The sequence below is a fragment of the Spirosoma liriopis genome, from assembly GCF_023196085.1.
GTDB lineage: Bacteria > Bacteroidota > Bacteroidia > Cytophagales > Spirosomataceae > Spirosoma > Spirosoma oryzicola.
Genome location: NZ_JALPRF010000002.1, coordinates 79,784 through 100,832, shown reverse-complemented (window position 1 = coordinate 100,832; position 21,049 = coordinate 79,784). Strand labels below are relative to the sequence as shown.

General features: G+C 49.2%; 12 protein-coding genes and 1 tRNA gene. 7 read left to right on the top strand and 6 right to left on the bottom strand.

Features of this window, described 5'->3' with window-relative positions; genetic code table 11:
- The first annotated feature begins 62 nt into the window (after window positions 1-62).
- The 3 genes from bshC to M0L20_RS09505 all read left to right on the top strand — a co-directional run bounded on the left by bshC (window position 63) and on the right by M0L20_RS09505 (window position 3,327).
- Window positions 63-1,610, top strand: coding sequence for a bacillithiol biosynthesis cysteine-adding enzyme BshC (gene bshC / locus M0L20_RS09515; RefSeq protein ID WP_248476716.1), 1,548 nt, complete (start codon window positions 63-65; stop codon window positions 1,608-1,610).
- 27 nt (window positions 1,611-1,637) lie between these two features.
- Window positions 1,638-2,219 carry a 5-formyltetrahydrofolate cyclo-ligase gene (locus tag M0L20_RS09510; RefSeq protein WP_248476715.1) on the top strand — a complete coding sequence of 194 codons (582 nt, stop codon included), beginning with the start codon at window positions 1,638-1,640 and terminating at the stop codon, window positions 2,217-2,219.
- 94 nt (window positions 2,220-2,313) lie between these two features.
- Window positions 2,314-3,327 (top strand): aspartate-semialdehyde dehydrogenase, encoded by a 1,014-nt coding sequence (locus tag M0L20_RS09505; protein ID WP_232560669.1) that lies wholly within the window; start codon window positions 2,314-2,316, stop codon window positions 3,325-3,327.
- Between the two features lie 106 nt (window positions 3,328-3,433).
- Here the strand turns inward: M0L20_RS09505 and M0L20_RS09500 are convergent, their stop codons facing one another.
- The 6 genes from M0L20_RS09500 to M0L20_RS09475 all read right to left on the bottom strand — a co-directional run bounded on the left by M0L20_RS09500 (window position 3,434) and on the right by M0L20_RS09475 (window position 11,873).
- Window positions 3,434-6,289 carry a PAS domain S-box protein gene (locus M0L20_RS09500; protein WP_248476713.1) on the bottom strand — a complete coding sequence of 952 codons (2,856 nt, stop codon included), beginning with the start codon at window positions 6,287-6,289 and terminating at the stop codon, window positions 3,434-3,436.
- Window positions 6,290-6,667: 378 nt separating this feature from the next.
- Window positions 6,668-6,754: transfer RNA gene (locus tag M0L20_RS09495), tRNA-Leu, on the bottom strand.
- Window positions 6,755-6,836: 82 nt separating this feature from the next.
- The gene (locus tag M0L20_RS09490; RefSeq protein WP_248476711.1) at window positions 6,837-8,174 is read right to left on the bottom strand and encodes a dihydroorotase; all 1,338 of its coding nucleotides are present in this window, start codon (window positions 8,172-8,174) and stop codon (window positions 6,837-6,839) included.
- Window positions 8,171-9,142 (bottom strand): porphobilinogen synthase, encoded by a 972-nt coding sequence (gene hemB / locus M0L20_RS09485; protein ID WP_248476709.1) that lies wholly within the window; start codon window positions 9,140-9,142, stop codon window positions 8,171-8,173. The genes M0L20_RS09490 and hemB overlap by 4 nt, the downstream gene beginning before the upstream one ends.
- Window positions 9,143-9,204: 62 nt before the next feature.
- Window positions 9,205-9,915, bottom strand: coding sequence for a response regulator transcription factor (locus tag M0L20_RS09480; protein ID WP_248476707.1), 711 nt, complete (start codon window positions 9,913-9,915; stop codon window positions 9,205-9,207).
- Window positions 9,916-9,956: 41 nt separating this feature from the next.
- Window positions 9,957-11,873 (bottom strand): sensor histidine kinase, encoded by a 1,917-nt coding sequence (locus tag M0L20_RS09475; RefSeq protein WP_248476706.1) that lies wholly within the window; start codon window positions 11,871-11,873, stop codon window positions 9,957-9,959.
- 212 nt (window positions 11,874-12,085) lie between these two features.
- Here M0L20_RS09475 and M0L20_RS09470 point away from each other — a divergent pair, with 212 nt between their 5' ends.
- The 4 genes from M0L20_RS09470 to M0L20_RS09455 all read left to right on the top strand — a co-directional run bounded on the left by M0L20_RS09470 (window position 12,086) and on the right by M0L20_RS09455 (window position 21,042).
- Entirely contained in the window at window positions 12,086-12,898 is an 813-nt protein-coding gene (locus tag M0L20_RS09470; protein WP_248476704.1) for a T9SS type A sorting domain-containing protein, read from the top strand.
- 174 nt (window positions 12,899-13,072) lie between these two features.
- Window positions 13,073-13,321: a hypothetical protein gene (locus M0L20_RS09465; RefSeq protein ID WP_232560662.1), complete on the top strand. Its 249-nt coding sequence runs from the start codon at window positions 13,073-13,075 to the stop codon at window positions 13,319-13,321.
- Between the two features lie 574 nt (window positions 13,322-13,895).
- Window positions 13,896-16,961, top strand: coding sequence for a serine hydrolase domain-containing protein (locus M0L20_RS09460; protein WP_248476702.1), 3,066 nt, complete (start codon window positions 13,896-13,898; stop codon window positions 16,959-16,961).
- 160 nt (window positions 16,962-17,121) lie between these two features.
- Complete coding sequence (locus tag M0L20_RS09455; protein ID WP_248476700.1) at window positions 17,122-21,042, top strand: T9SS type A sorting domain-containing protein; 3,921 nt, start codon at window positions 17,122-17,124, stop codon at window positions 21,040-21,042.
- The last annotated feature ends 7 nt before the right edge of the window (window positions 21,043-21,049 follow it).

Genomic DNA, 21,049 nt, shown 5'->3' with positions numbered 1-21,049 from the left:
ATTATGATCAAGCCGAACCTTGCGGGTTTTTCCGTTGTTGAGCCGAATAAATCCCAACCTGCATGGACTGTCAGTACCTGCCGCTCGCATCCACCGGCCAGTTTTCTTCCTTATTTCTCGATTACATCAATAAAAAAGATATACTTTTCCCGTTCTATCAGCGCTACCCAGAGTTATCAGCGTTTAAAGAACAGATCAATGATAAGGCATTTGACGAATCAAAACGGCAGGTTTTAGTCGATGCACTTGAGCGGCAGTACGCACAAATTTCTAACAAACCGGATTTTTCGGTACTCCTCCAGCCAAACACGTTTACGGTTACAACGGGCCACCAGTTAAATATATTTACGGGACCGCTGTACATCGTCTACAAGCTGATTACGACAATCAGGCTGGCGCAACAGTTGAAGAAAGCCTATCCCGACTACAATTTTGTGCCGGTTTACTGGATGGCGACGGAAGATCACGATTTTGCTGAAATCAATCACTTCTCGCTTTTCGGCAAAAACTACTCCTGGGCGACCGAACAGCGGGGAGCCGTTGGACGGATGAATCCGCAGGAGCTAAAGACGCTTTTCAATCAGATTCCCGAAAAGCTGTCCTTGTTTGAAGAAGCGTATTTAAAGCACAACACCTTAGCCGATGCGGCCCGGCATTACATAAACGAGCTGTTCGGGAGTCAGGGTCTTATATCGCTGGATGCCGACGATGCCGCGTTAAAGCGTGTTTTTGCCCCGGTCATGCGGGATGAGTTGCAGCATCAGCGCTCGGGTGAACTGGTGGCAAAGCAAACTGAGCTACTCGAAAAGCTGGGGTACAAAACGGTTATTTCCCCGCGCGACATTAACCTGTTTTACCTGGACGATCAGCTTCGCGAACGTATCGAGCGCAAGGAGGATGGTACCTATCGAGTGCTACATACCAAGCTTCGGTTTACCGAACAGGAGTTGTTACAACTGCTCGACGAACATCCGGAGCAATTCAGTCCTAACGTCGTGCTACGACCTCTGTACCAGGAAACGATTTTACCGAATCTGGCTTACATCGGCGGACCGTCGGAAGTACCTTACTGGTTGCAGTTGAAACCGGTATTTGATTATTTCCAGACCGCTTTTCCAATTCTGATGCCGCGCAATTTTGCGATGTATGTGCCATCAGTAAGCGCAAAGCGCATTCGCAAGTTGGGTCTGACGCCCGAAGAACTGTTTAAGGATACGCTGGTTCTCAAGCGCGAGTATGTCGAAAACCACGCCCGGCACACGCTTAAGTTCGACAACGAAAACAAGGTTGTCAACAAAGCGCTGGACAACATTTTGCACAAAGCGCAAATGGTTGACCCTACCCTTGAGAAAGCAGTTTTAGCCGAGACGAAGCGGTTTGCCAATGCCATTACACGGCTGGAAAAGAAAATGCGCCGGGCCGAAGAGCACAATCAGGAAGTGGGTGTTCGGCAGTTACTGGCCGTCAAGGACGAACTGTTTCCTAATGGCGGATTACAGGAACGAAGCGAAAACTTTCTGACATTTCACCTGAACGACCGGGAGTTTTTAAACAAAATCCGTTCGGTCTTCGATCCGTTCGACTATCGGATGCAGCTCTGTTTGGAATAAGTTTGGCTTCTGGCTATCGCAGCGTGTATGAAAAAAGCTGATTTACGGCGTCAGTATCTGACCACTCGCAAGGCGCTGTCCGATACAGCGCTTGCTGAGTATAGCCAAAAAATCTGCGCGCATTTTTTCGATCAGGTATGGACGGATAGCAGGCTTACCGTTCATACTTTCCTCCCCATCGCACGCCAAAACGAGATGGACACCTGGCTAATCGTTCACCGTTTTTGGCACGATTTTCCGCAGGTCCGGCTGGCTGTTTCGATCACGGATGCTGATATATACCAACTGACTCATTACGAACTGACTCCGGATACGCTTCTGGCTACTAATCAATGGGGGATTCCTGAGCCCATTGCTGAAGATTCTCTAGCTGTCAAGACCAGCGCGATTGACCTTGTACTGGTACCACTTCTGGCTTTTGATCGACAGGGTCATCGAGTCGGCTATGGTGGTGGCTTTTATGATCGATTCCTGGCAGATTGTCGCCCCGACTGTTTAAAAGTCGGATTATCATTCGTAGACTCCATCGAGCAAATTGACGCGATTGAACCAACTGACATTCCGTTGGACGTTTGTGTGACTCCTGATTCCGTTGTCTATTTTAAGTAATTGGTTGCTACTAAAAATATCTTCCTTTTTTATCTGTATGTCAACTTATTACTGTAATTTTGCGGTCAATTTTTAATTAACTGGTGAAAAAATTATGAAAATCGCAGTCGTTGGCGCCACAGGCCTAGTCGGTGGCGAAATCCTGAAGGTACTGGAAGAACGTAACTTCCCCGTGTCAGAACTCATTCCCGTTGCTTCCGAGCGCTCGGTTGGTAAACAGATTGAGTTCAAGGGTAAACCGTACACAGTCGTTAGCTTTGAGGATGCCATTGCCGCCAAACCTGCCGTTGCGATTTTCTCGGCTGGAGGTAGCACCTCGCTGGCCCTGGCCCCCAAGTTTGCGGAGGCAGGAATTACCGTAGTTGATAATTCGTCGGCCTGGCGGATGGACCCAACCAAAAAGCTGGTTGTTCCTGAAATCAACGCCAATACGCTCACGCCAGAAGACAAGATTATTGCGAATCCAAACTGCTCGACGATCCAGATGGTCGTTGCGCTAAAGCCCCTGCACGACCGCTATGGCGTTAAACGGGTTGTCGTTTCGACCTACCAGTCGGTTACGGGTACGGGCAAAGCGGCTGTTGATCAACTATTTGCTGAACGTAATGGCGACACTAGCGTATCGAAAGTGTATCCGCACCCGATTGACCTGAATGTATTACCCCATATCGACGTGTTCCTCGACAATGGTTATACCAAAGAGGAAATGAAAATGGTCAACGAGACCAAGAAGATCATGGGCGACGATTCGATTCAGGTAACGGCAACCACAGTTCGCATTCCAACCATCGGTGGCCACTCGGAAGCAGTAAACGTTGAATTCAAAAACGATTTTGACGTAACCGAAGTGGTTGAACTACTCAGCAATGCCGAGGGTGTTGTTGTACAGGATGACCCGCAAAACAAAGTATACCCGATGCCACTGACAGCGCACGGTAAAGACGAAGTATTCGTCGGTCGTATTCGTCGTGATGAAAGTCAGCCGAACACGCTGAATATGTGGATCGTAGCTGATAACCTTCGCAAGGGAGCAGCTACCAACGCCGTTCAGATTGCAGAATACTTACTAAAACATAATCTGGTAGAAGCTGGCGAAGTTATCGCCTAGTTATTTTACGAGACACATAAACAAAATCCCGTCTGGTTCTGATACCAGACGGGATTTTGTTTATGTTGACAATGCTAAGTCGACTGCTGCCAGCCTCAATAGCGACTCAGGCCGGTAAGTATACGCTAAAAGTAGCACCCTGCCCCGGTTGACTCGTAGCGGTGATTGCTCCTCCATGATTGGCCGCTACCTTTTCGCAGATCGCCAATCCGATACCAGTACCTGCGTACTGGCTTTTGGTGTGCAGCCGTTGAAAAACCTGGAAGATGCGATCAATGTACTTTTCATCAAACCCAATTCCGTTGTCGGCTACATCGATGCGATAGTAAGCCCTTACTGAGCGCGTTGGCTTCACTGTTGGAGGTAAATCACTGACCTCTATCAATTCAGCACTGATGTTGATAACGGGTAGAATATCAGGTCGGAAAAACTTTAGCGCGTTACTAATCAGGTTCTGAAATAATTGTCCCAGTTGAGATTTATCGCCTTGTATAACTGGTAATGACCCAACGTTAACGGCCGCACTTGTCTCCTGAATGCGCAGGTCTAAGTCTGTCAGTACCATATTAATAACGCCATTCAAAGCTACCAGCCCTGTACTATCCTGCTGAGTCGAAATGCGCGAGAAAGTCAGTAGGTCACGAATCAACGTCGACATGCGGCTAGCGGCTGACTGCATGCGTTCTAGATACATCGCCCCTTCACCTAGCTGATCGCCATGTTGTCGTATCAACAGATCGCCGAATTGCTGCACCTTACGTAAAGGTTCCTGTAAATCATGCGAGGCAATATAAGCGAATTGCTCAAGGTTGTGGTTGGAGCGAATGAACAACTGGTTGGATTCGGCTAACTCTTCATTGGTAGCGGCCAGTTCCTCATTGGTAGCGGCTAATTCTTCGTTAGTAGCTGCCAACTCCTCGTTGATAGCCGCCAATTCTTCAGTCCGCTCCTGAACTTGCCGCTCTAAAGCTATTTGTACCTGCCGTTGCTCAGTGACATCTTGAGCCGTACCTCGAAGCGCTATTGGCTGATTATCGGCATCAAAATAAAGCTGAGCTTGGGTATGGATGATGCGCATCTTCCCAGTCAGTTGGTTACTAACAGGATGCTCATTCTCATAAAAGCCGGATGAACCAGGCTGTAGACTGGCCGCAATTCCTTCTTTCACTGACTGCCTCGATTCATCGGGCAACAACTTATACACTTCCTCCAGACTTTTTGTAGACTCGGTGATGCCAAGCCAATTCATAAATCGTTCGGAAAAAGTGAAGGTGCTCTGGTTGACATCCACGCTCCAGGTAGCCAGTTCCGCCAGTTCGATTGCCCCTCTAAGAGCCACCTCAGCGTCTTCGATCTGCTGCTTGGCAACTATCAGGTCCGTTACTTCAGCAGCCGTATTCATTACCCCGTACACTTCCCCCTTGGCATCATACAGAGGAGTAAAGCTATAATTGAAATAGTAAGGCTGTAACTTACCATCTACCTTAAGATCAACCCGTTGATTTTTAGCATGGAAGGGAATACCCGAAGTAAAAACGTTGTCGAGTTGGGAGTAAATGTCTTGATTCGACAGTTCGGGTAACACCTCCTGGTACGTTTTACCGACCACATTGTTGCCTTTACCCCAAACGTCCATAATCGACTGGTTGGCAAGTTCAATACGCATTTCTCTACCAACGTAAACGCCAATTGGAAAGGGGGCACTTTCAACTAAACTACGTAATTTTTGCGCACTTTCGGCCAGGACCAATTCTATCTGTCCACGCTCAGTTATGTCCTGTAGTGTACCATTGAAGCGATAAGCCACGCCTTTATCGGTAAATTGGGCTTTTCCTTTCGCCCGGACCGTTCGCTCATGCTTCGTCTCTGGATGGACGAGTGTATATTCAATATCGTACTGTCCTCCCGATTGTCCCTGCAAGGCGTTCCAGATTGCCCCGGATACCCGCTGTTTGTCCTTATCAGTGATGGCATTAAGTGCTACATCTAACTCTACTTCCTTTTGGGAAGGAACGCCAAACCACTCTTTCAATCGGTTGTTAGCGGTGAATTTGTTCGTGGCAGGATTCAAATCCCAAACGCCCAGTTCAGCAGCCTCAATAGCAAACGTCAACTGGTCTTTGCTTTCTTCGATCTTCATCCGAGCCATCACCTGCTCGGTGACGTCGATTCCCATGACTAAGATAGCGTTGCTAGTACCCGCCGGGTTACGCAACGGCTTACATACAAAATCAATGTAATAGGTGTGCGATACACCATCTACAATTAACTCGACAGGAGTGCTGCGCGTCTGATTGGTTTCTCCCGAACGTAACGTGCTATGTAACACCCGTTCGACGAATTCACCTTTCAGTTCGGGGAAGATGTCAATTAATGGTTTACCAATTATAGAATGGTCTTTTCCGCAGATAGCCAACGCCGGCGAATTGGCCATTTCGACAATCAGATCTTCGCCTATCAAAAGACAAGTGGCGACGGGTACTTCGTTAATAAGCCCCCGAAATCGCTCGTCAATCTCAATCTTCTGCTGAGCAGCAATCTGGTCTTGACCGTCAACCGACTGAGTGACGTCCTCTAGTATGCCTAGCAAACGGCGGCTTCCCGTCTTTTTGTCAATGTGTATCTTCCCTCTGCTTTGCAACCAGCGAAACTGGCCGCTCTCATCGGCATGAACACGAAATTTAACGTTATACTGCTCACCAAGCTGGTTATTAGTTGCCTGTTGAACAATCTCTTCGATTAAAATTCGATCATCAGGGTGTATTAAATTCAGTACCTGATCATAGGCTACCAGATCATCGCCCGAAAAATTAAAAAGCGTTTTACAGCTATCGTCCCAACGAACCAATTGATTCGTTATATCTAGCTCCCAGGTTCCAATACAAGCAGCCTGTAGCGTAAACTTTATCCGCTCATAGTCGGCGGTAATAGTTTGATCGAGGGGCTCGCGCTCACCGTTCATTGATTGCAAAAGAGTTAATCTTGAAAAACAATATGTATGAATAGTTTATAGTAGACAAGCCAGTAACAAAAATGTTTGTAGAGACTTGAGTCTACTTTTAGAATCAGTGAGTATCAAAGGGGCGATAAGGAGTGGGGCGGTTTTCTTTCTGTAACGGGCTAAGTGTCGTCTCGGTAGCCGTCTTCGAATCGATCACGCTCGTACGCGCAATCTTGGCAAATGGATTATTGAAACCGAAAAAAGGCTGCTGGTTATTCAACAGTGTTCAAAAGGGGCAGACCAATCATGCCGCATTCAGGGGTAGTATAGAGGGGCAGTGTCGTGGTAGACAAGTTAATTATAAAACAAAAGCCGCAATCAATAGATTGCGGCTTAAGGTGGTGCCGAAGGCGAGACTCGAACTCGCATGTCCGTAAAGACACACGCCCCTGAAACGTGCGTGTCTACCAATTTCACCACTTCGGCAGTACGTTTCCCCTTGTTTGGGATTGCAAAGATACGGTACACTTTCCTGACTGTGCAAGATCTAGACCATATTTTTTTCGTACTATCGATTAAATAGCATCCGCTGTCCTGACTGGTGGGTCAGAAACTGCCCTTGTGCGTATACCAGTTCGCCTGACACAATCGTGTGCGTTACCGTAGCCCCGAATGTATGGCCTTCTAATGGCGACCATCCGCATTGATACAGTACATTTTCTTTCGAAACGGTTGTTGGCAGATTGGTATCGACAAGTACCAGATCCGCCCAGTATCCTTCACGCGCATAACCACGCTGGTCAATCTGAAAACAATCGGCAGGGGCGTGACACATCTTGCGGACAACGGTTTCAATCGATAGCTTACCCTGCTGAACAAAATCAAGCATCAACAAAAGCGGGTGCTGTACCAACGGTAACCCAGATGGAGCCTGCCAATACGATTGCTGCTTTTCATCCCAAGTGTGCGGAGCATGGTCTGTAGCAATAATATCCAGTCGATCATCCAGCAGAGCCGTCATTAGCGCTTCCTTGTGATGCGGAGCTTTTATGGCCGGATTGCATTTAATCAGATTGCCCAGGCGTTTGTAATCATCACTATCAAACCAAAGGTGATGGACACACACTTCCGCTGTAATGCGCTTTTCCGTTAACGGCCGGTCGTTAGCGAATAACTTTAGTTCGTCAGCCGTCGAGATGTGTAGGATATGTAATCGGGCATTATACTGCTTGGCCAGTTCAACCGCTAGCGTTGACGATATTAAGCACGCTTCCTCGTTACGAATCAACGGATGCAGATCGGCAGTAGCATTGTCACCGTATTCTGCCCGGTAGCGCTCGGTGTTGGCCCGAATCGTAGCTTCGTCTTCGCAGTGGGTAGCAATTAGCATCGGACTTTGCTGGAACAAACTGGCCAGTACCTGCTCATTATCCACAAGCATATTACCGGTAGATGATCCCATGAACACCTTGATGCCACAAACAGTGCGCGGATCTGTACGCAGAACCTCATCCAGATTGTTGTTCGAAGCACCCATAAAAAACGAGTAGTTCGCCAGCGACGTTTGGGCAGCGATGGCATATTTATCGGCCAGTAGCTCCTGCGTCAGCGCGTTGGGTACGGTATTGGGCATCTCCATAAAGCTGGTGACACCCCCCGCTATGCCCGCCCGCGACTCGGACTGAATGGTTGCTTTATGCGTAAGACCCGGCTCACGGAAGTGTACCTGATCATCAATGACACCAGGGAGCAGGTACTGGCCATCGGCATCAATTGATTGATTAACACCAGCATCTGACAAATTCTGACCGATCTGTGCAATGAATCCGTCTTCAATACGCACATCCGTTTCCACAACACGCCCTTCGTTTACCAAACGAGCGTTACGAATTAATAGCTTACTCATAAAAGGCGGGCAGCTTCTTTAGCAAAATAAGTGAGGATAACCGAAGCACCAGCCCGTTTGATTGACAGTAGTGATTCCATCATGGCGCGCTCTCCATCGAGCCAGCCCTGTTGAGCCGCGGCCTTGATCATCGCATATTCTCCACTAACATTGTACGCAGCAATGGGCAAATGAAAGTTATCGTTCAGAAGCTTGATGATGTCAAGATACGCTAAGGCGGGTTTTACCATCAGAAAGTCGGCTCCTTCGGCAAAATCGAGCTGGGCTTCGATGAGCGCTTCCCGACTATTGGCCGGGTTCATCTGATAGGTTTTTTTGTCGCCAAATTTCGGTGCTGAATCAAGCGCATCGCGGAACGGTCCGTAAAAAGCGCTGGCATACTTGGCTGAGTACGACATGATCGCTACATCGTGAAAGCCCCCTTCGTCGAGCACCTGCCGGAGATAGCCTACTCGCCCATCCATCATATCTGAAGGACCGACAATGTTAGCGCCTGCCTGCGCCTGCGCCAAGGCCATTTTACCCAGTACTTCTAAGGTCGGATCGTTTAGGATCTGACCGTTTTCGACAACACCATCGTGACCGTCCGAACTGTACGGGTCCATCGCCACATCAGTCATCACCATCACATCGGGGAAACGGTCTTTGATGGCGCGGATCGTTTGCAGATATAAACCGTCAGGGTTGTAGCTTTCCGTAGCATATTTATCTTTTTTCGACTCAGGCAGATTCGGAAACAGATCGAACGTTTTGATACCTAAATCGACGCACTCTTGTATTTCTTCGAGGAGTAAGTCCTGCGACAAACGATGAATTCCCGGCATGGAAGCCACTTCAGAACGGACGTTCTGCCCTTCCATGATAAAAACGGGCAAAATAAAATCGGTGACGGACAGGCGCGTTTCCTGCACCATATCACGAATAGCAGCGGATTGACGGCTCCGGCGCGGACGACGTATTATATTCATGGCTTACAAATTTCGGTTTTCGCGTACCGTTCGGTTCAAAACAATCGAACAGCTGAAAACCGTCAGGCAATCAGTTTAAATCCTTCACCGTGTACATTGACCAACTGAACAGTCGCATCGTCTTTCAAGTATTTGCGAAGCTTGGTAACGTACACGTCCATGCTGCGGGCGTTGAAGTATGAATCGTCACCCCAGACCATTTTTAACGCAAAACTACGGCTAACGGGCTGATTCAAATTCTGAGCCAACAACTTTAATAACTCGGATTCCTTACTGGTTAGTTTCTGCGCCGGCGACTCTATTTCGATTTGGGGTTCATTTTCGGCGGAACGGCTTAGCAGTTGGTGGGGATAATCGAACGAAAACGAACCGATCTTATATACCGTTGGTTCAGGTGCGTCGGCAGATCGCTGATACCGCCGTAGGATAGCCTGAATGCGTAACAAAAGCTCCTCCATACTAAACGGCTTCGTCACGTAGTCATCGGCTCCCACCTTGAAGCCCTGGATGGCATCTTCCTGCATGGACTTGGCCGTCAGAAAAATAATCGGCACTTCGCGCTGCGCCATACGTACTTCTTTCGCCAGGGTGAAGCCGTCTTTCTTAGGCATCATTACATCGAAGATGCATAGGTCGTACTGACCAGCCATGAACTTTTGCAGGCCCTGATTGCCATCCGTAGCGCGGTCAGTAGCGTAGCCTTTCATAGTCAGGTATTCCTGCACTAATTGGCCCAGATTGGGATCGTCTTCGACGAGAAGAATGGTAGGCATAATTGAACGATGAAAGAGCAAACGAGTACATGAATCGTTCACTACTCTTTTGCTCTTTCGCTAATGTTATAGGGTAAAATCACTTCGAATGAACTGCCTTTGCCAGGTTCGCTGACCACGTGAATCTGCCCGTGGTGTTCGTCAACCATCTTCTTCACGTAACTCAATCCCAGCCCAAAACCTTTTACGTCGTGCCGGTTGCCCGTCGGAACCCGGTAAAATTTTTCAAAGATACGGCTTAGCTGATCTTTGGTCATTCCCAAGCCGTGATCCGTAACCGTTATGCTGACTCCTTCGGGAAGGCTACGCGTAGCCAAGGCGATACGCGGACTTTCGGGCGAGTACTTCAGCGCATTGTCGAGCAGGTTATACACAATGTTGGTTACGTGGACCTCATCGGCTTCAATCACTTCGCGGTCGGCATCAAACTCCAGGTCTAACTCGCCCCCGCGCTGCTCGATCTGCAAACTCATGTTGTTCAGCACATTCTCGACGACATCATGTACGTTGACTGACGACAATTTCAGCTTGATTTCGCCCCGGTCGAGCAAGGCCATTTGCAGTACTTTTTCAACGTGCGAACCAAGTCGTCGGGTTTCATCACGTATAATACCCATGTAACGCGACAACCGTTCATTTACGGATGACTCATCCGTGCTTGAAGCGCCCTGCGGGTGGCGGACCTGTTCCTGCGCCATTTCAACCGCTAATGAGATGGTCGAAATAGGCGTTTTGAACTCGTGGGTCATGTTGTTGATGAAATCATTCTTGATGTCGGCCAGCTTTTTCTGTCGGACAATCGTACTAATAGCAATGTAAAAACAAGCCAGAATGACGAGAATCAACACGGCTGATGCGCCGAATGTAAACCACAACTGACTCAGAATAAACTGTCGTTGCGTTGGGAAATAAACGTAAACGTAGTTTCCAGTTTCGAGCATATTGTTCGGAAACAGGGCGGCTTTATACCCACCCTCGCTGAACTGCTGCGGACTCATACCGAGCGACGTAAACAAAAAAGCAGGTTGGGATTTCGTCCGAACGCCAAAAGCAAACGGAATGTTGATGCCTCTTTCCTGCAATGCCTGCCGTAGCAGCGTATCGAGCGCCAGTCGGTTGATACGATCCTCGATGGGGCGTTCCGAAAGAAGTAGCCCTTTCAATACATCCTTGATCATTCTCGACTGCTCGCCCGTTCGGTTCGAGCTAAAGCTTGTCGGTGTACTGACGGCCACCTCTGTTTTAGCCGAATCGTTCAACACATTTTGGCGCGACTTTCGCTGCTTAGCAATCTGCTTGGCCCGCTCCCGACTTGCTTTTAATCGAGCCAGCGAATCCTGCCGACGAGCCGAAGCCACCTGTCCGTTGATCTGATTGAGTTCGTTGACAAGAATCTGATCGACCCAGTGATTAAACTGCTGTTGTTGCGCCAATTGCGTCTGCCAATCACCAACCGCCATCAGTTCATCCTGCTGGCGGAAAAATTCTTCGACAACGGCCATTTGCTCTGGCGACAGCGGATGCGCTACCGGATGCAGCACATCCGATTGTACAACTACCGCACCAGCCGGGGCCATTCCATACGGCAACCGCTGCGAATCAGTCACTTTCGGATTTGCTTTCTTTGCCTGAGTACTAGCTACTTTATCGGATGTTGCACTGGCTACTTTTTTCCTGGAAGCCGAGGATTCAACAACCGACTTCTTATCTTCTTTTCTGGCAATCGCCATCAACCGGTCCTGATGGTCGCGGGCCTGGATATGTTGTTTTGCCTGGTACATAGCCTCCTGCCGTTCGAGGGCGCGAACAACCTCCTGCAAGCCATCGGTAACCTTATAGTCGAATTGTTCTTTCTGCAAATGCAATGCACTACTGATCCAGTAAGACTGTAAACCAACGAGGCCCACCAATCCGACTGCCATCAGGGCAACAATCCATCGTATGCGTAGTGTCGACATTTTTTTCGGCCTTTATGCAACCTTCGGCCTTTTTTTTCATCTATGGGTAAACAAGCGGATCACAATCGGTATGCTTTTGGCTATGCCTGATTGTGTAATCCGTAAAAATACGAATGCTGCCAGGCAGTCACTGAGCCTTTAACAAACTTTAACAGCCCCACCCTCAATGACTTTTAGCCTATCTTATTGTGTATTCATTAATGTTTACGATTATGAAAAAAACAGTAATTCTGCTACAGCGGTTCGTTTTAGCGCTGTTGATCGCTGGTGGTATCAGTGGAATCGCTACGGCTCAGAAGGCGGGTTCTTCGCCAAAGAAAGACGAAGTTAACGTCCGAATCATTGAACGAAACGGCGATGAAGTGCGGGAGATCGAACGTACCTACCGGGTTGACGGTCTGACTGATCCTGAACGCGACCGTCTTGTCATGAAACTGGTCGACTCGCTGAAGACGACGCGGAAAGGGAAAGAAGGCAAACGCCACATGACCATCATCGTTGATGATACGGATAGCGGCCACGTAGCAAGACGCGAGCGTCTCACCCCCCGCCACCGACGGCTTCCCGATGATTTTTACGTGTATCGAGGCAGAATACCCCGGATCAACGACCGCGATTTACAAACCTGGCGCTATGAATTTCGTCGCGGGACCGATTCGCTGGCCGACCAGCTAAACCGATTCAGAATGCAATTACCGCGCGACTTGGATCGACAGCTTGTTCGTCCCTTCGAAGACTGGTCACGCAATTTCAACAGCAAACCGTCTACCATTCGTGGATTGGATGCTTATCCAAACAACCCAGACCGCGCCCAACTGAACGTCCGGTTCACGGCTCCGGCAAAAGGCGATGTAAGTATCGTTGTGACCAATCCGAAAGGAAAAGAAGTAGCTAAACGCGAGTTGAACAATTTCTCAGGTGAGTTTGTCGGCCAAATTGATTTAGGTAAAAGCGCACAAGGAGCTTACTTTATAACTGTCACGCAGAACGAAGACGGTGCCGTCAAACGAATCGTGCTTGATTGACTATAAATCGGTTAGCCAGGTCGAGCAAAATGATTATGCTTTATGGAGAAGAGACTCAATATTTTGCTCGACCTGGTCGATCCTGAAAAAATAATTGAAAAATTTAGTACTATGTATTGCAAGATACCCAACAAAGCCTATATCTTTGTGTTGTCAATAAGAACCAACCAGACCATGAAAACCTTACTAATTGTCGGAACCTTACTAGTAGGCATTAGCGGACAGGCGATGAGCATGGGGCATCCGCACAATATTTTTGCTGCCAGAAAGCAAATGCGGGCAAAATCGTCGGCTTTAGTTCAAAAATCGAAAGTGACATCAGCGTCGTCGTGCTGGCAGCCGCTTGCCGCTATTGACAAAGCTGAACTAAGCAAACGACTGGTTGCTGCCCTGGCGAGCGTACGTCCGGCACGGTCTTTCTGATTTACCCTTACGCATCCTCTCTTCCACGCTTCATCTGACGGCTGTTAAGTTACGTCTGAAAGCGCCCTGTAGCTTCTTCCAACTAGCTACAGAATGGGTCTTGCAATGATCCACTTGAACAGGCTATTGGGTGATCGGCCCATGTAGACAACGAATCGTTATTAAACTCTTACCAGCCTGCTTCTCCAATCTCATTTGTCAGTTTACAGGAAGTTTTCTTCCGCTCCAAGTACTTTACAGCTACCCCGTATACGGTTGGTGATTGATCTGCTGTTATTTTGTGCTGCTCCGTGTACTTTTTTAACGTTTCAATCCTGCAACAAACATTCATTTATTCTTCAACTGATGAATTGATTGTCAATGCATTTCCTGAAATCGCAACGTCGGCTTTCTTTCCATTCGCTCGTTTTAATTTTGTATTAATCCAAGCAGCGAAACATTTCACGTATATTATTTTGTTAAAAAGTTAGATAATTCAAACATGTGTTATTGTTTTCAGTAGGTGTTGGCTATTTTTATGGTTTGGCAATAAACCACCGATAGCCGACTGTACCTTTTTACCAATCGAGTACCCATGCGGAACAACCTTGTACGACCGATTTTGGTCATCGGTCTGCTGTCCGTCAGTTTATTTACGGCATTTGGCTTAACGAAGCCAGGGCGTACTTTATGGACCCGGCTCGCCCCGTCGGCACACGCTCACAAAGCGAAGGCCCGACGGTTGACGGCACCCGCTTCGCACGTGCGTTCGTACGCCACCCCTGTTGAAGTCTTTTCGCTTCCCGATAGTGGGCAGCGTTGGGTCGACAGTGTGTTTCAGACGCTCACCCCCGAACAAAAAGTCGGGCAATTTTTCATGGTGGCTACGTTCTCCAACCGTCATGATAATCATTACCAATACATCGAGCACCTTATCCAGACAAACCATATTGGTGGTCTGATCTTTTTCCAGGGTGGTCCGTACCGGCAGGCCGTTCTGACCAATCGCTATCAGGCATTATCAAAAGTCCCCTTGCTGATTGGCATTGATGGCGAATGGGGATTAGGGATGCGCCTGGATAGTACGATGGACTTTCCCAAGCAGATGGCGCTCGGTGCCATTCGCGACAATGAGCTGATTTACCGGATGGGCGCCGAAATTGGGCGGCAATGCCAGCGGCTCGGCATCCATATCAATTTTGCCCCGGTATCGGACATTAACAGCAACCCCGCGAATCCGGTCATCGGTATTCGTTCATTTGGGGAGTCGAAGGAGAATGTAGCCTTGAAAGCGTCGGCTTACATGCGTGGCTTACAGCAAACGCACGTCATTGCTACGGCCAAGCATTTTCCGGGCCACGGCGACACCAATGCCGATTCGCACCATACGCTGCCAACCGTTAGCCGGTCGTCGGAGCAAATGCGTGACATTGACCTGTACCCATTCCGGAAACTCATTGCCGACAGTTTGATGGGCGTTGTAACGGGTCATTTGCACGTACCAGTAATGGACAACACCCCGGCCCTGGCCGCTACGTTATCCGAAAAAATTGTAACCGAGCTTCTTAAAAAGGAGCTGGGATTCCGGGGATTGGTCTTTACTGATGCGCTGAACATGGGCGGTATCAGCCGGTCACCCAAAGCAATGGACGTTAACCTACGGGCGTTGATGGCAGGAAACGATATTTTGCTGTATCCAGAAAACGTTCGGGAAGCCTCGCAAAATATCCTTAATGCGATTCAGCAGGGTGTCATATCCCAGGAATTCATTGACGAAAAAGTCAAAAAAATACTTCGCGCTAAATACTGGGCTGGGTTAAATCAGTATAAGCCCATCAATCTTGCTGGCTTATCGGCGGAGCTGAATTCACCGGAAGCGCAACAGCTCAAGCATGACTTGTGCGAACAAGCGGTTACGGTTGTTACAAATCGTAACAAGATCCTGCCTATCGGCCCGTTGGACTCCCTGCGGTTGGCGTCGATTGCGATTGGTGCAGATGTCGACAACCCGTTCCAAAAAACGCTTAACCAATACGCGCCTTTTCAGACGCTTTCTTACCCGAATAAGATTGTTTCCGAAACAGAACTGAACGATGCGCTGGCTCAGGTCAGTTCGGCGAATACGGTTGTCGTGAGCTACCACAAAATGACCGAGTCGAGTTACCGGAAGTTCGGCATTACCAAAGCTTCATTCGATCTGGTAACACGGCTGAAACAACGGGGCGTTAAAGTAATTGTTACGGTTTTTGGTTCGCCTTACAGCCTTACGCAGTTTACGGATGCCGACGGCCTGATCTGTGCTTATCAGGAATTTGATGAGATGCAACGCGTTGTGCCTCAGGTTCTGTTCGGCGCACTAGGCTCCCGAGGTATGCTGCCAATTTCGACGGGTGATCTGAAAGTTGGGCTTGGTGAAACGGTCAGTCCGGAAGGTCGTCTTTCAGCGGGTTCGCCAGAAAGCGTTGGCATGAAAACCGCCGTTCTGGCAAAAATTGACGCTATTGCTCAAAACGCAGTTCGCGATCACGTTGTACCCGGTTGCGAAATTCTGGTGGCTCGTAAAGGCAAGGTTGTTTACAGCAAGAACTTTGGTGCGTTGACTTACAGCCCCGGTGCAGAGAAAGTAACGGACGAAACGCTGTATGATCTGGCTTCATTGACCAAAGTGCTGGCAACGCTGCAAAGTGTGATGGTTCTGTATGATCGCAAGCAGATTGACATAAGCCAGAAAGCATCGGTTTACTTGCCCGAACTTAGAGGCACTAACAAACAGAATATCGTTATTCAGGACTTATTATGGCACCAGTCGGGTATGGTGTCGTTCTACCCAACCACATGGGACCGGACACGGACGCCGGGTGGTGGGCTGAAAGCTGAATATTACAGTGCGACCCGTGATACGTTGCACCCGCTGCAAATAGCGCCGACGCTTTGGGCAACGCCTGCGCTGAAGGACTCAGTCTGGAAATGGGTGGTTCAGTCACCAATGTCCCGCAAGCTCGACGAGTCGGGCAAACCCGCTTACGTGTACAGTGATTTGAATTTTCTGATGCTGCAAAAGATTGTCGAGCGCGTCAGCAAACAACCTCTGGATGCGTTTGTAACGGAAAATGTGTACAAACCGCTTGGCTTACACCAGTTAGGCTTTACACCACTTCAACGCCTGAAAAATCCACATTGCGCACCGACGGAACAGGATACCTACTACCGGAATCAACTGCTGGTGGGTACGGTACACGATCAGATGGCAGCGGTACAGGGTGGAGTTTCGGGACATGCCGGGTTGTTTGGAAACGCCCATGACATTGCGACCCTTCTTCAAATGAATCTCCAAAAGGGGTTTTACGGTACGGAGCGTATCTTTCAACCGATGACGGTTCCTTACTTTACGCAGACATTGAGTAACCGTAGCCACCGGGCGCTGGGCTGGGATAAACCGAATCCGGAAAGTTCGAGCAGCGTTTATCTGGCGCAACAAGCCTCCGCCACCTCATTTGGGCATACGGGCTTTACGGGTAACGTCGTTTGGGTTGATCCGGAAAAGGAATTAATCTTCGTTTTCTTGTCGAACCGTATTTATCCGACAGCGGGCAACAACTCAATCAACACAACTAAGCTTCGCCGAAGAATACACGAGTTGATTTACAGCGCAGTTTTATAAGCGCAACACACTCCACGATCCTTTCGTCTTTTATGAAATGCCACTGTGAAAGGTGGCATTTTTATTGTTAGATACTATTAGTTACCCTCGTCTACCGTCTGCATCAAGTAAAGTAATTTTGCTATTTTTAGATACGTTAACCGCTTTTCCAGCTAGATCTATGAAGGGACCTATACGCTACTTTTATCTCTTCATCTGTTTTTGTCTTACCGGGTTTATGACACCGGGCAAGGCTCAAACCATCACGACAGGTACCTTATCGGCCAGTATCGCCTGTACAGGCTCAAACGGCACGCTGGTCATTTCCTTTTCAACGACGGGCGCATTTTCAACCGGAAATGTTTTTACGGCTCAACTATCGGATGCAAACGGCGTTTTCTCTGGTTCTACGATCAGCATCGGAACGCTTTCTCTGGTTCCATCAGCAGCCAACACGGCTACAATCAGCGCGACGATTCCAAAGACGACAGCAGCCAGCGTAGCGTATAAGATCAGGGTTATTTCCAGTTCTCCGGCTCGCATTAGCACAAATACCCAACAGGTCGCTGTCCAATCGGCTCCGGGTTTGCCTACGGTATCAACGCCTGCTGCGTATTGTGAAGGTGATGTTGCCCAACCCCTGACCGCTACAGCTTCGTCAGGTGGAACGTTAAACTGGTACGGAACGAATGCATCAAACGCGCCAACCAGTATTGCAACAGTCCCAAATACCAACCTCACCAGTAGCACGGCTTATTACGTAAGCCAAACGCTGAATGGCTGCGTGAGCGATAAAGTAAGCATTAAGGTAACGGTTAACGAACGGCCAGATGCGCCTATCGTTGCGAACAAATCGTACTGTCAGGGTAGTGTTGCCAGTCCTTTGTCTGCTACAACTGTTACGAAGGCAACGCTCAATTGGTACACAGGGGCCACTGGCGGGGTGGCTTCATCGATTGCTCCAACTCCTAACACAAGCGTAATTGGTCAGAAAGCCTATTACGTCAGCCAAACGTTGAACGGATGCGAAAGCGAGCGGGTCTCCCTCCTTGTAACAACTAGCAATGCTCTGCCAGCTCCTGCAACAATCGCTTCGGTAAGTATTTGTCAGGGAGCAACGACGGCAGCGCTTACAGCTACGGCCCTATCAGGAGCGACATTACGGTGGTGGGGTACATCGGCTACGGGTGGCACGGCTTCAGCAACACCGACAGTACCTACTAATCAAAGCAGTGCTACGTATTACGTTAGTCAGATAATTGATAACTGTGAAAGTCAGCGAGCAGCAATTGCCGTAACCGTCCTGTCGGCGCCCGCTTCGCCTTCTGTGCCGTCTTCGTTGACCTATTGCCAGCATGAAACAGCAAAACCCTTGTCGGCCACAGCGCTATCGGGCGGTACATTAAATTGGTACGGGACTAACAGAACCGGTGGTACAGCTACCTCGACACCAACCACACCTGGTACGACCTCCGCTTCGACAACGTTATATTATGTCGCTCAGGTAGTAGGCAACTGCGAAAGTCCACGGGCCAGCTTGTCCGTACAGGTGAAACCGCTACCTACAACTCCGACCGTAGTCAGTCCAACTATCTATTGTCAAAATCGTCCAGCGAACGCTTTGTCTGCAACACCAGCGCAAGGTGGCACATTGAACTGGTACGGAACCAATGCCACGGGTGGTACAGCGTCGGTTACGGCGCCTACGCCTTCTACAAGCACCGTTAGTTCAACGGTTTATTACGTGAGTCAGACGCTGAATGGCTGCGAGAGTGCTCGGACAAGTTTGACGGCTCTGGTTAACCCGTTACCCAACAAGCCCGCCGGTATTACCCCAAGTCCTTACTGCGAAGGCGCGAAAGCCAATCCATTATCGGCTAGCGGTCAGGATCTACACTGGTATGGTACCCAACAGTCGGGTGGGCCCTCTTCCCTAACGGCAACAATTCCGAATACATCGATTATTGGCACGACAAACTACTACGTTACGCAAATCGTAAACGGTTGCGAAAGCGACCGAGCGGCTATTCCGGTGCTTGTCAAAGATGCACCCACGGCACCCGTCACGACACCCGTTGATTTTTGCCAGAATAGTCCTGTGCCAACACTACCAGTAACCCTTACGGCTAATGCAACAGCAAACTGGTATGGTACTAATGCGACGGGTGGTACGGCATCTGCCACGAGTCCCGTTGTTCAGAACACCACACCAGGGCAAACGATGTATTACGTCAGTCAAACGCTGGATGGTTGCCAGAGTACAAGAGCCAGTCTGGTTGTTACAGTTAAAGCAATACCCGTTGCTCCTGGCGTAAGTTCAGTAAATTTCTGCAACAACGCGCAGGCACAAGCGCTAACGGCTACGGGATCAAATATCAAGTGGTACGACGCGTCGGATCAACCGTTGGCTAATGCTCCGACACCCGGTACAAACACGATTGGCAATCAACTTTTCAAGGCCACGCAAACCGTAAACGGCTGTGAAAGTAACAAGGCGGCCTTAACCGTCAGCATCAAACCCATACCAGCCTCTCCCATCGTCAGCAATCTAACGTTCTGTCAGGCACAGAAGGATCAGCCCGCTCAGACGATTTCGCCGTTGACCGCAAGTGGTCAGAATCTGAGGTGGTACAATACCGACGGTCGGGTTTATTCAAGCGCTCCAACGCCACCCATCTCGCAGACAGGTAGTATCAGCTACCAGGTTACCCAGACGGTTGACAATTGCGAAAGCCAGAAAGCTACACTTCAGGTATACGTGCAGACAACACCCGTCCCGGTGGTTTCTAAGCCGGTAGTTGCGTACTGCGTCGATGAGAAATCAGTACCCCTGGAAGCAACCGCTGAGCCAGGGGGTGTCTTGCACTGGGTCGATCCGTACGGCCACGAAACAACCGTTGCCCCCGCTCCTCCCACGATCAACGTCAATGTAGAGCCCGGTGGTGATGCGTATTATGTGTATCAGACCAGTTCATCGGGTTGCTACAGCGCCCGTTCGGTTGTCAAAGTCATCGTCAACGCGATACCCACTTTATCATTAACAGGATCGGCCTCGATCAATCTGGGTGAGAGAACACCGCTACGATTACAGTTCACGGGCAATCCTCCGTTCAGCTACACCCTGACGGGTGGCTACTCGGGCGTATCCCGCACAACTGACACAACCATTCAGGTACTACCCAGAGGCAATACTACTTACCAGGTCACGACTGTCTCCAATAGTTGTGGTGTTGGGCTACCGGGTAATCCGGCAACAGCCGTCATCAGTGTACAAAGTCCAACGATCGCAACGAGCAGCATAGGCAATAACATTGTGTGCGCAGGAACAACTCTGACGGTCCCGTTTCAGACGACAGGAGCATTTAGAAACGGCAACACGTTTACAATCGATCTGATCAGTACGGCAGATACGAGTAAAAAATACGAAATTTCTGCTACCAGTACCAACAGCCCTGTCACAGCACGTTTGTCAGATTCTTTCGTAGCTGGTCAGTATTACGTTCGCGTGAAAGGATCAAATCCAGATGTCGAAGTGATAGGGACCAACAGCCCCACGCTTGTTACGGTACGCTCCAAACCGATTGCCCTCCTGAAGGGTGATCAAACTATTTATGCGGGTGTCCCGGCAAGCTTGACGGTTACCCTAAGCGGTGAAAATCCCTGGACAGTAACGTACGCGGATAGCCTCCGATCATACGTAGCAACAACCACAACGAACCCATACGTTGCCGAAGTCCGACCCGCGCGAACGACAACGTATCATCTGGTTAGTGTGAGCAATGGTTGCGGAGCAGGCGCTATATCGGGTACAGCGACTGTAAAAGTTCTGGTTGTAACAGGGCTGGAAAACAATTCCCTCGATCCGTTGGTGGGTGTGTATCCCGTACCCGCTCAGACATCTGTGACCGTGGCGATTGATATGCCTCTGAGTCGTACACCGGCTGTTCTTTCACTCATGGATCAGCAGGGACGAACAATCCATCAACTGACCACCCGTACGGCCAAAACCGAACTTGATCTGAGTACTCAGCCGACGGGTCAGTATATACTTCGCATTCAGGTTGGAGACCGGCAGTCGGTTCGGAAAATTCTTAAACAATAAATTAAGC

Excerpts from the sequence above, each read along its gene's own strand:
- bshC (WP_248476716.1), top strand. The coding sequence starts at position 63 with ATGGACTGTCAGTACCTGCCGCTCGCATCCACCGGCCAGTTTTCTTCC.
- M0L20_RS09510 (WP_248476715.1), top strand. The coding sequence starts at position 1,638 with ATGAAAAAAGCTGATTTACGGCGTCAGTATCTGACCACTCGCAAGGCG.
- M0L20_RS09505 (WP_232560669.1), top strand. The coding sequence starts at position 2,314 with ATGAAAATCGCAGTCGTTGGCGCCACAGGCCTAGTCGGTGGCGAAATC.
- M0L20_RS09500 (WP_248476713.1), bottom strand. The coding sequence starts at position 6,289 with ATGAACGGTGAGCGCGAGCCCCTCGATCAAACTATTACCGCCGACTAT.
- M0L20_RS09490 (WP_248476711.1), bottom strand. The coding sequence starts at position 8,174 with ATGAGTAAGCTATTAATTCGTAACGCTCGTTTGGTAAACGAAGGGCGT.
- hemB (WP_248476709.1), bottom strand. The coding sequence starts at position 9,142 with ATGAATATAATACGTCGTCCGCGCCGGAGCCGTCAATCCGCTGCTATT.
- M0L20_RS09480 (WP_248476707.1), bottom strand. The coding sequence starts at position 9,915 with ATGCCTACCATTCTTCTCGTCGAAGACGATCCCAATCTGGGCCAATTA.
- M0L20_RS09475 (WP_248476706.1), bottom strand. The coding sequence starts at position 11,873 with ATGTCGACACTACGCATACGATGGATTGTTGCCCTGATGGCAGTCGGA.
- M0L20_RS09470 (WP_248476704.1), top strand. The coding sequence starts at position 12,086 with ATGAAAAAAACAGTAATTCTGCTACAGCGGTTCGTTTTAGCGCTGTTG.
- M0L20_RS09465 (WP_232560662.1), top strand. The coding sequence starts at position 13,073 with ATGAAAACCTTACTAATTGTCGGAACCTTACTAGTAGGCATTAGCGGA.
- M0L20_RS09460 (WP_248476702.1), top strand. The coding sequence starts at position 13,896 with ATGCGGAACAACCTTGTACGACCGATTTTGGTCATCGGTCTGCTGTCC.
- M0L20_RS09455 (WP_248476700.1), top strand. The coding sequence starts at position 17,122 with ATGAAGGGACCTATACGCTACTTTTATCTCTTCATCTGTTTTTGTCTT.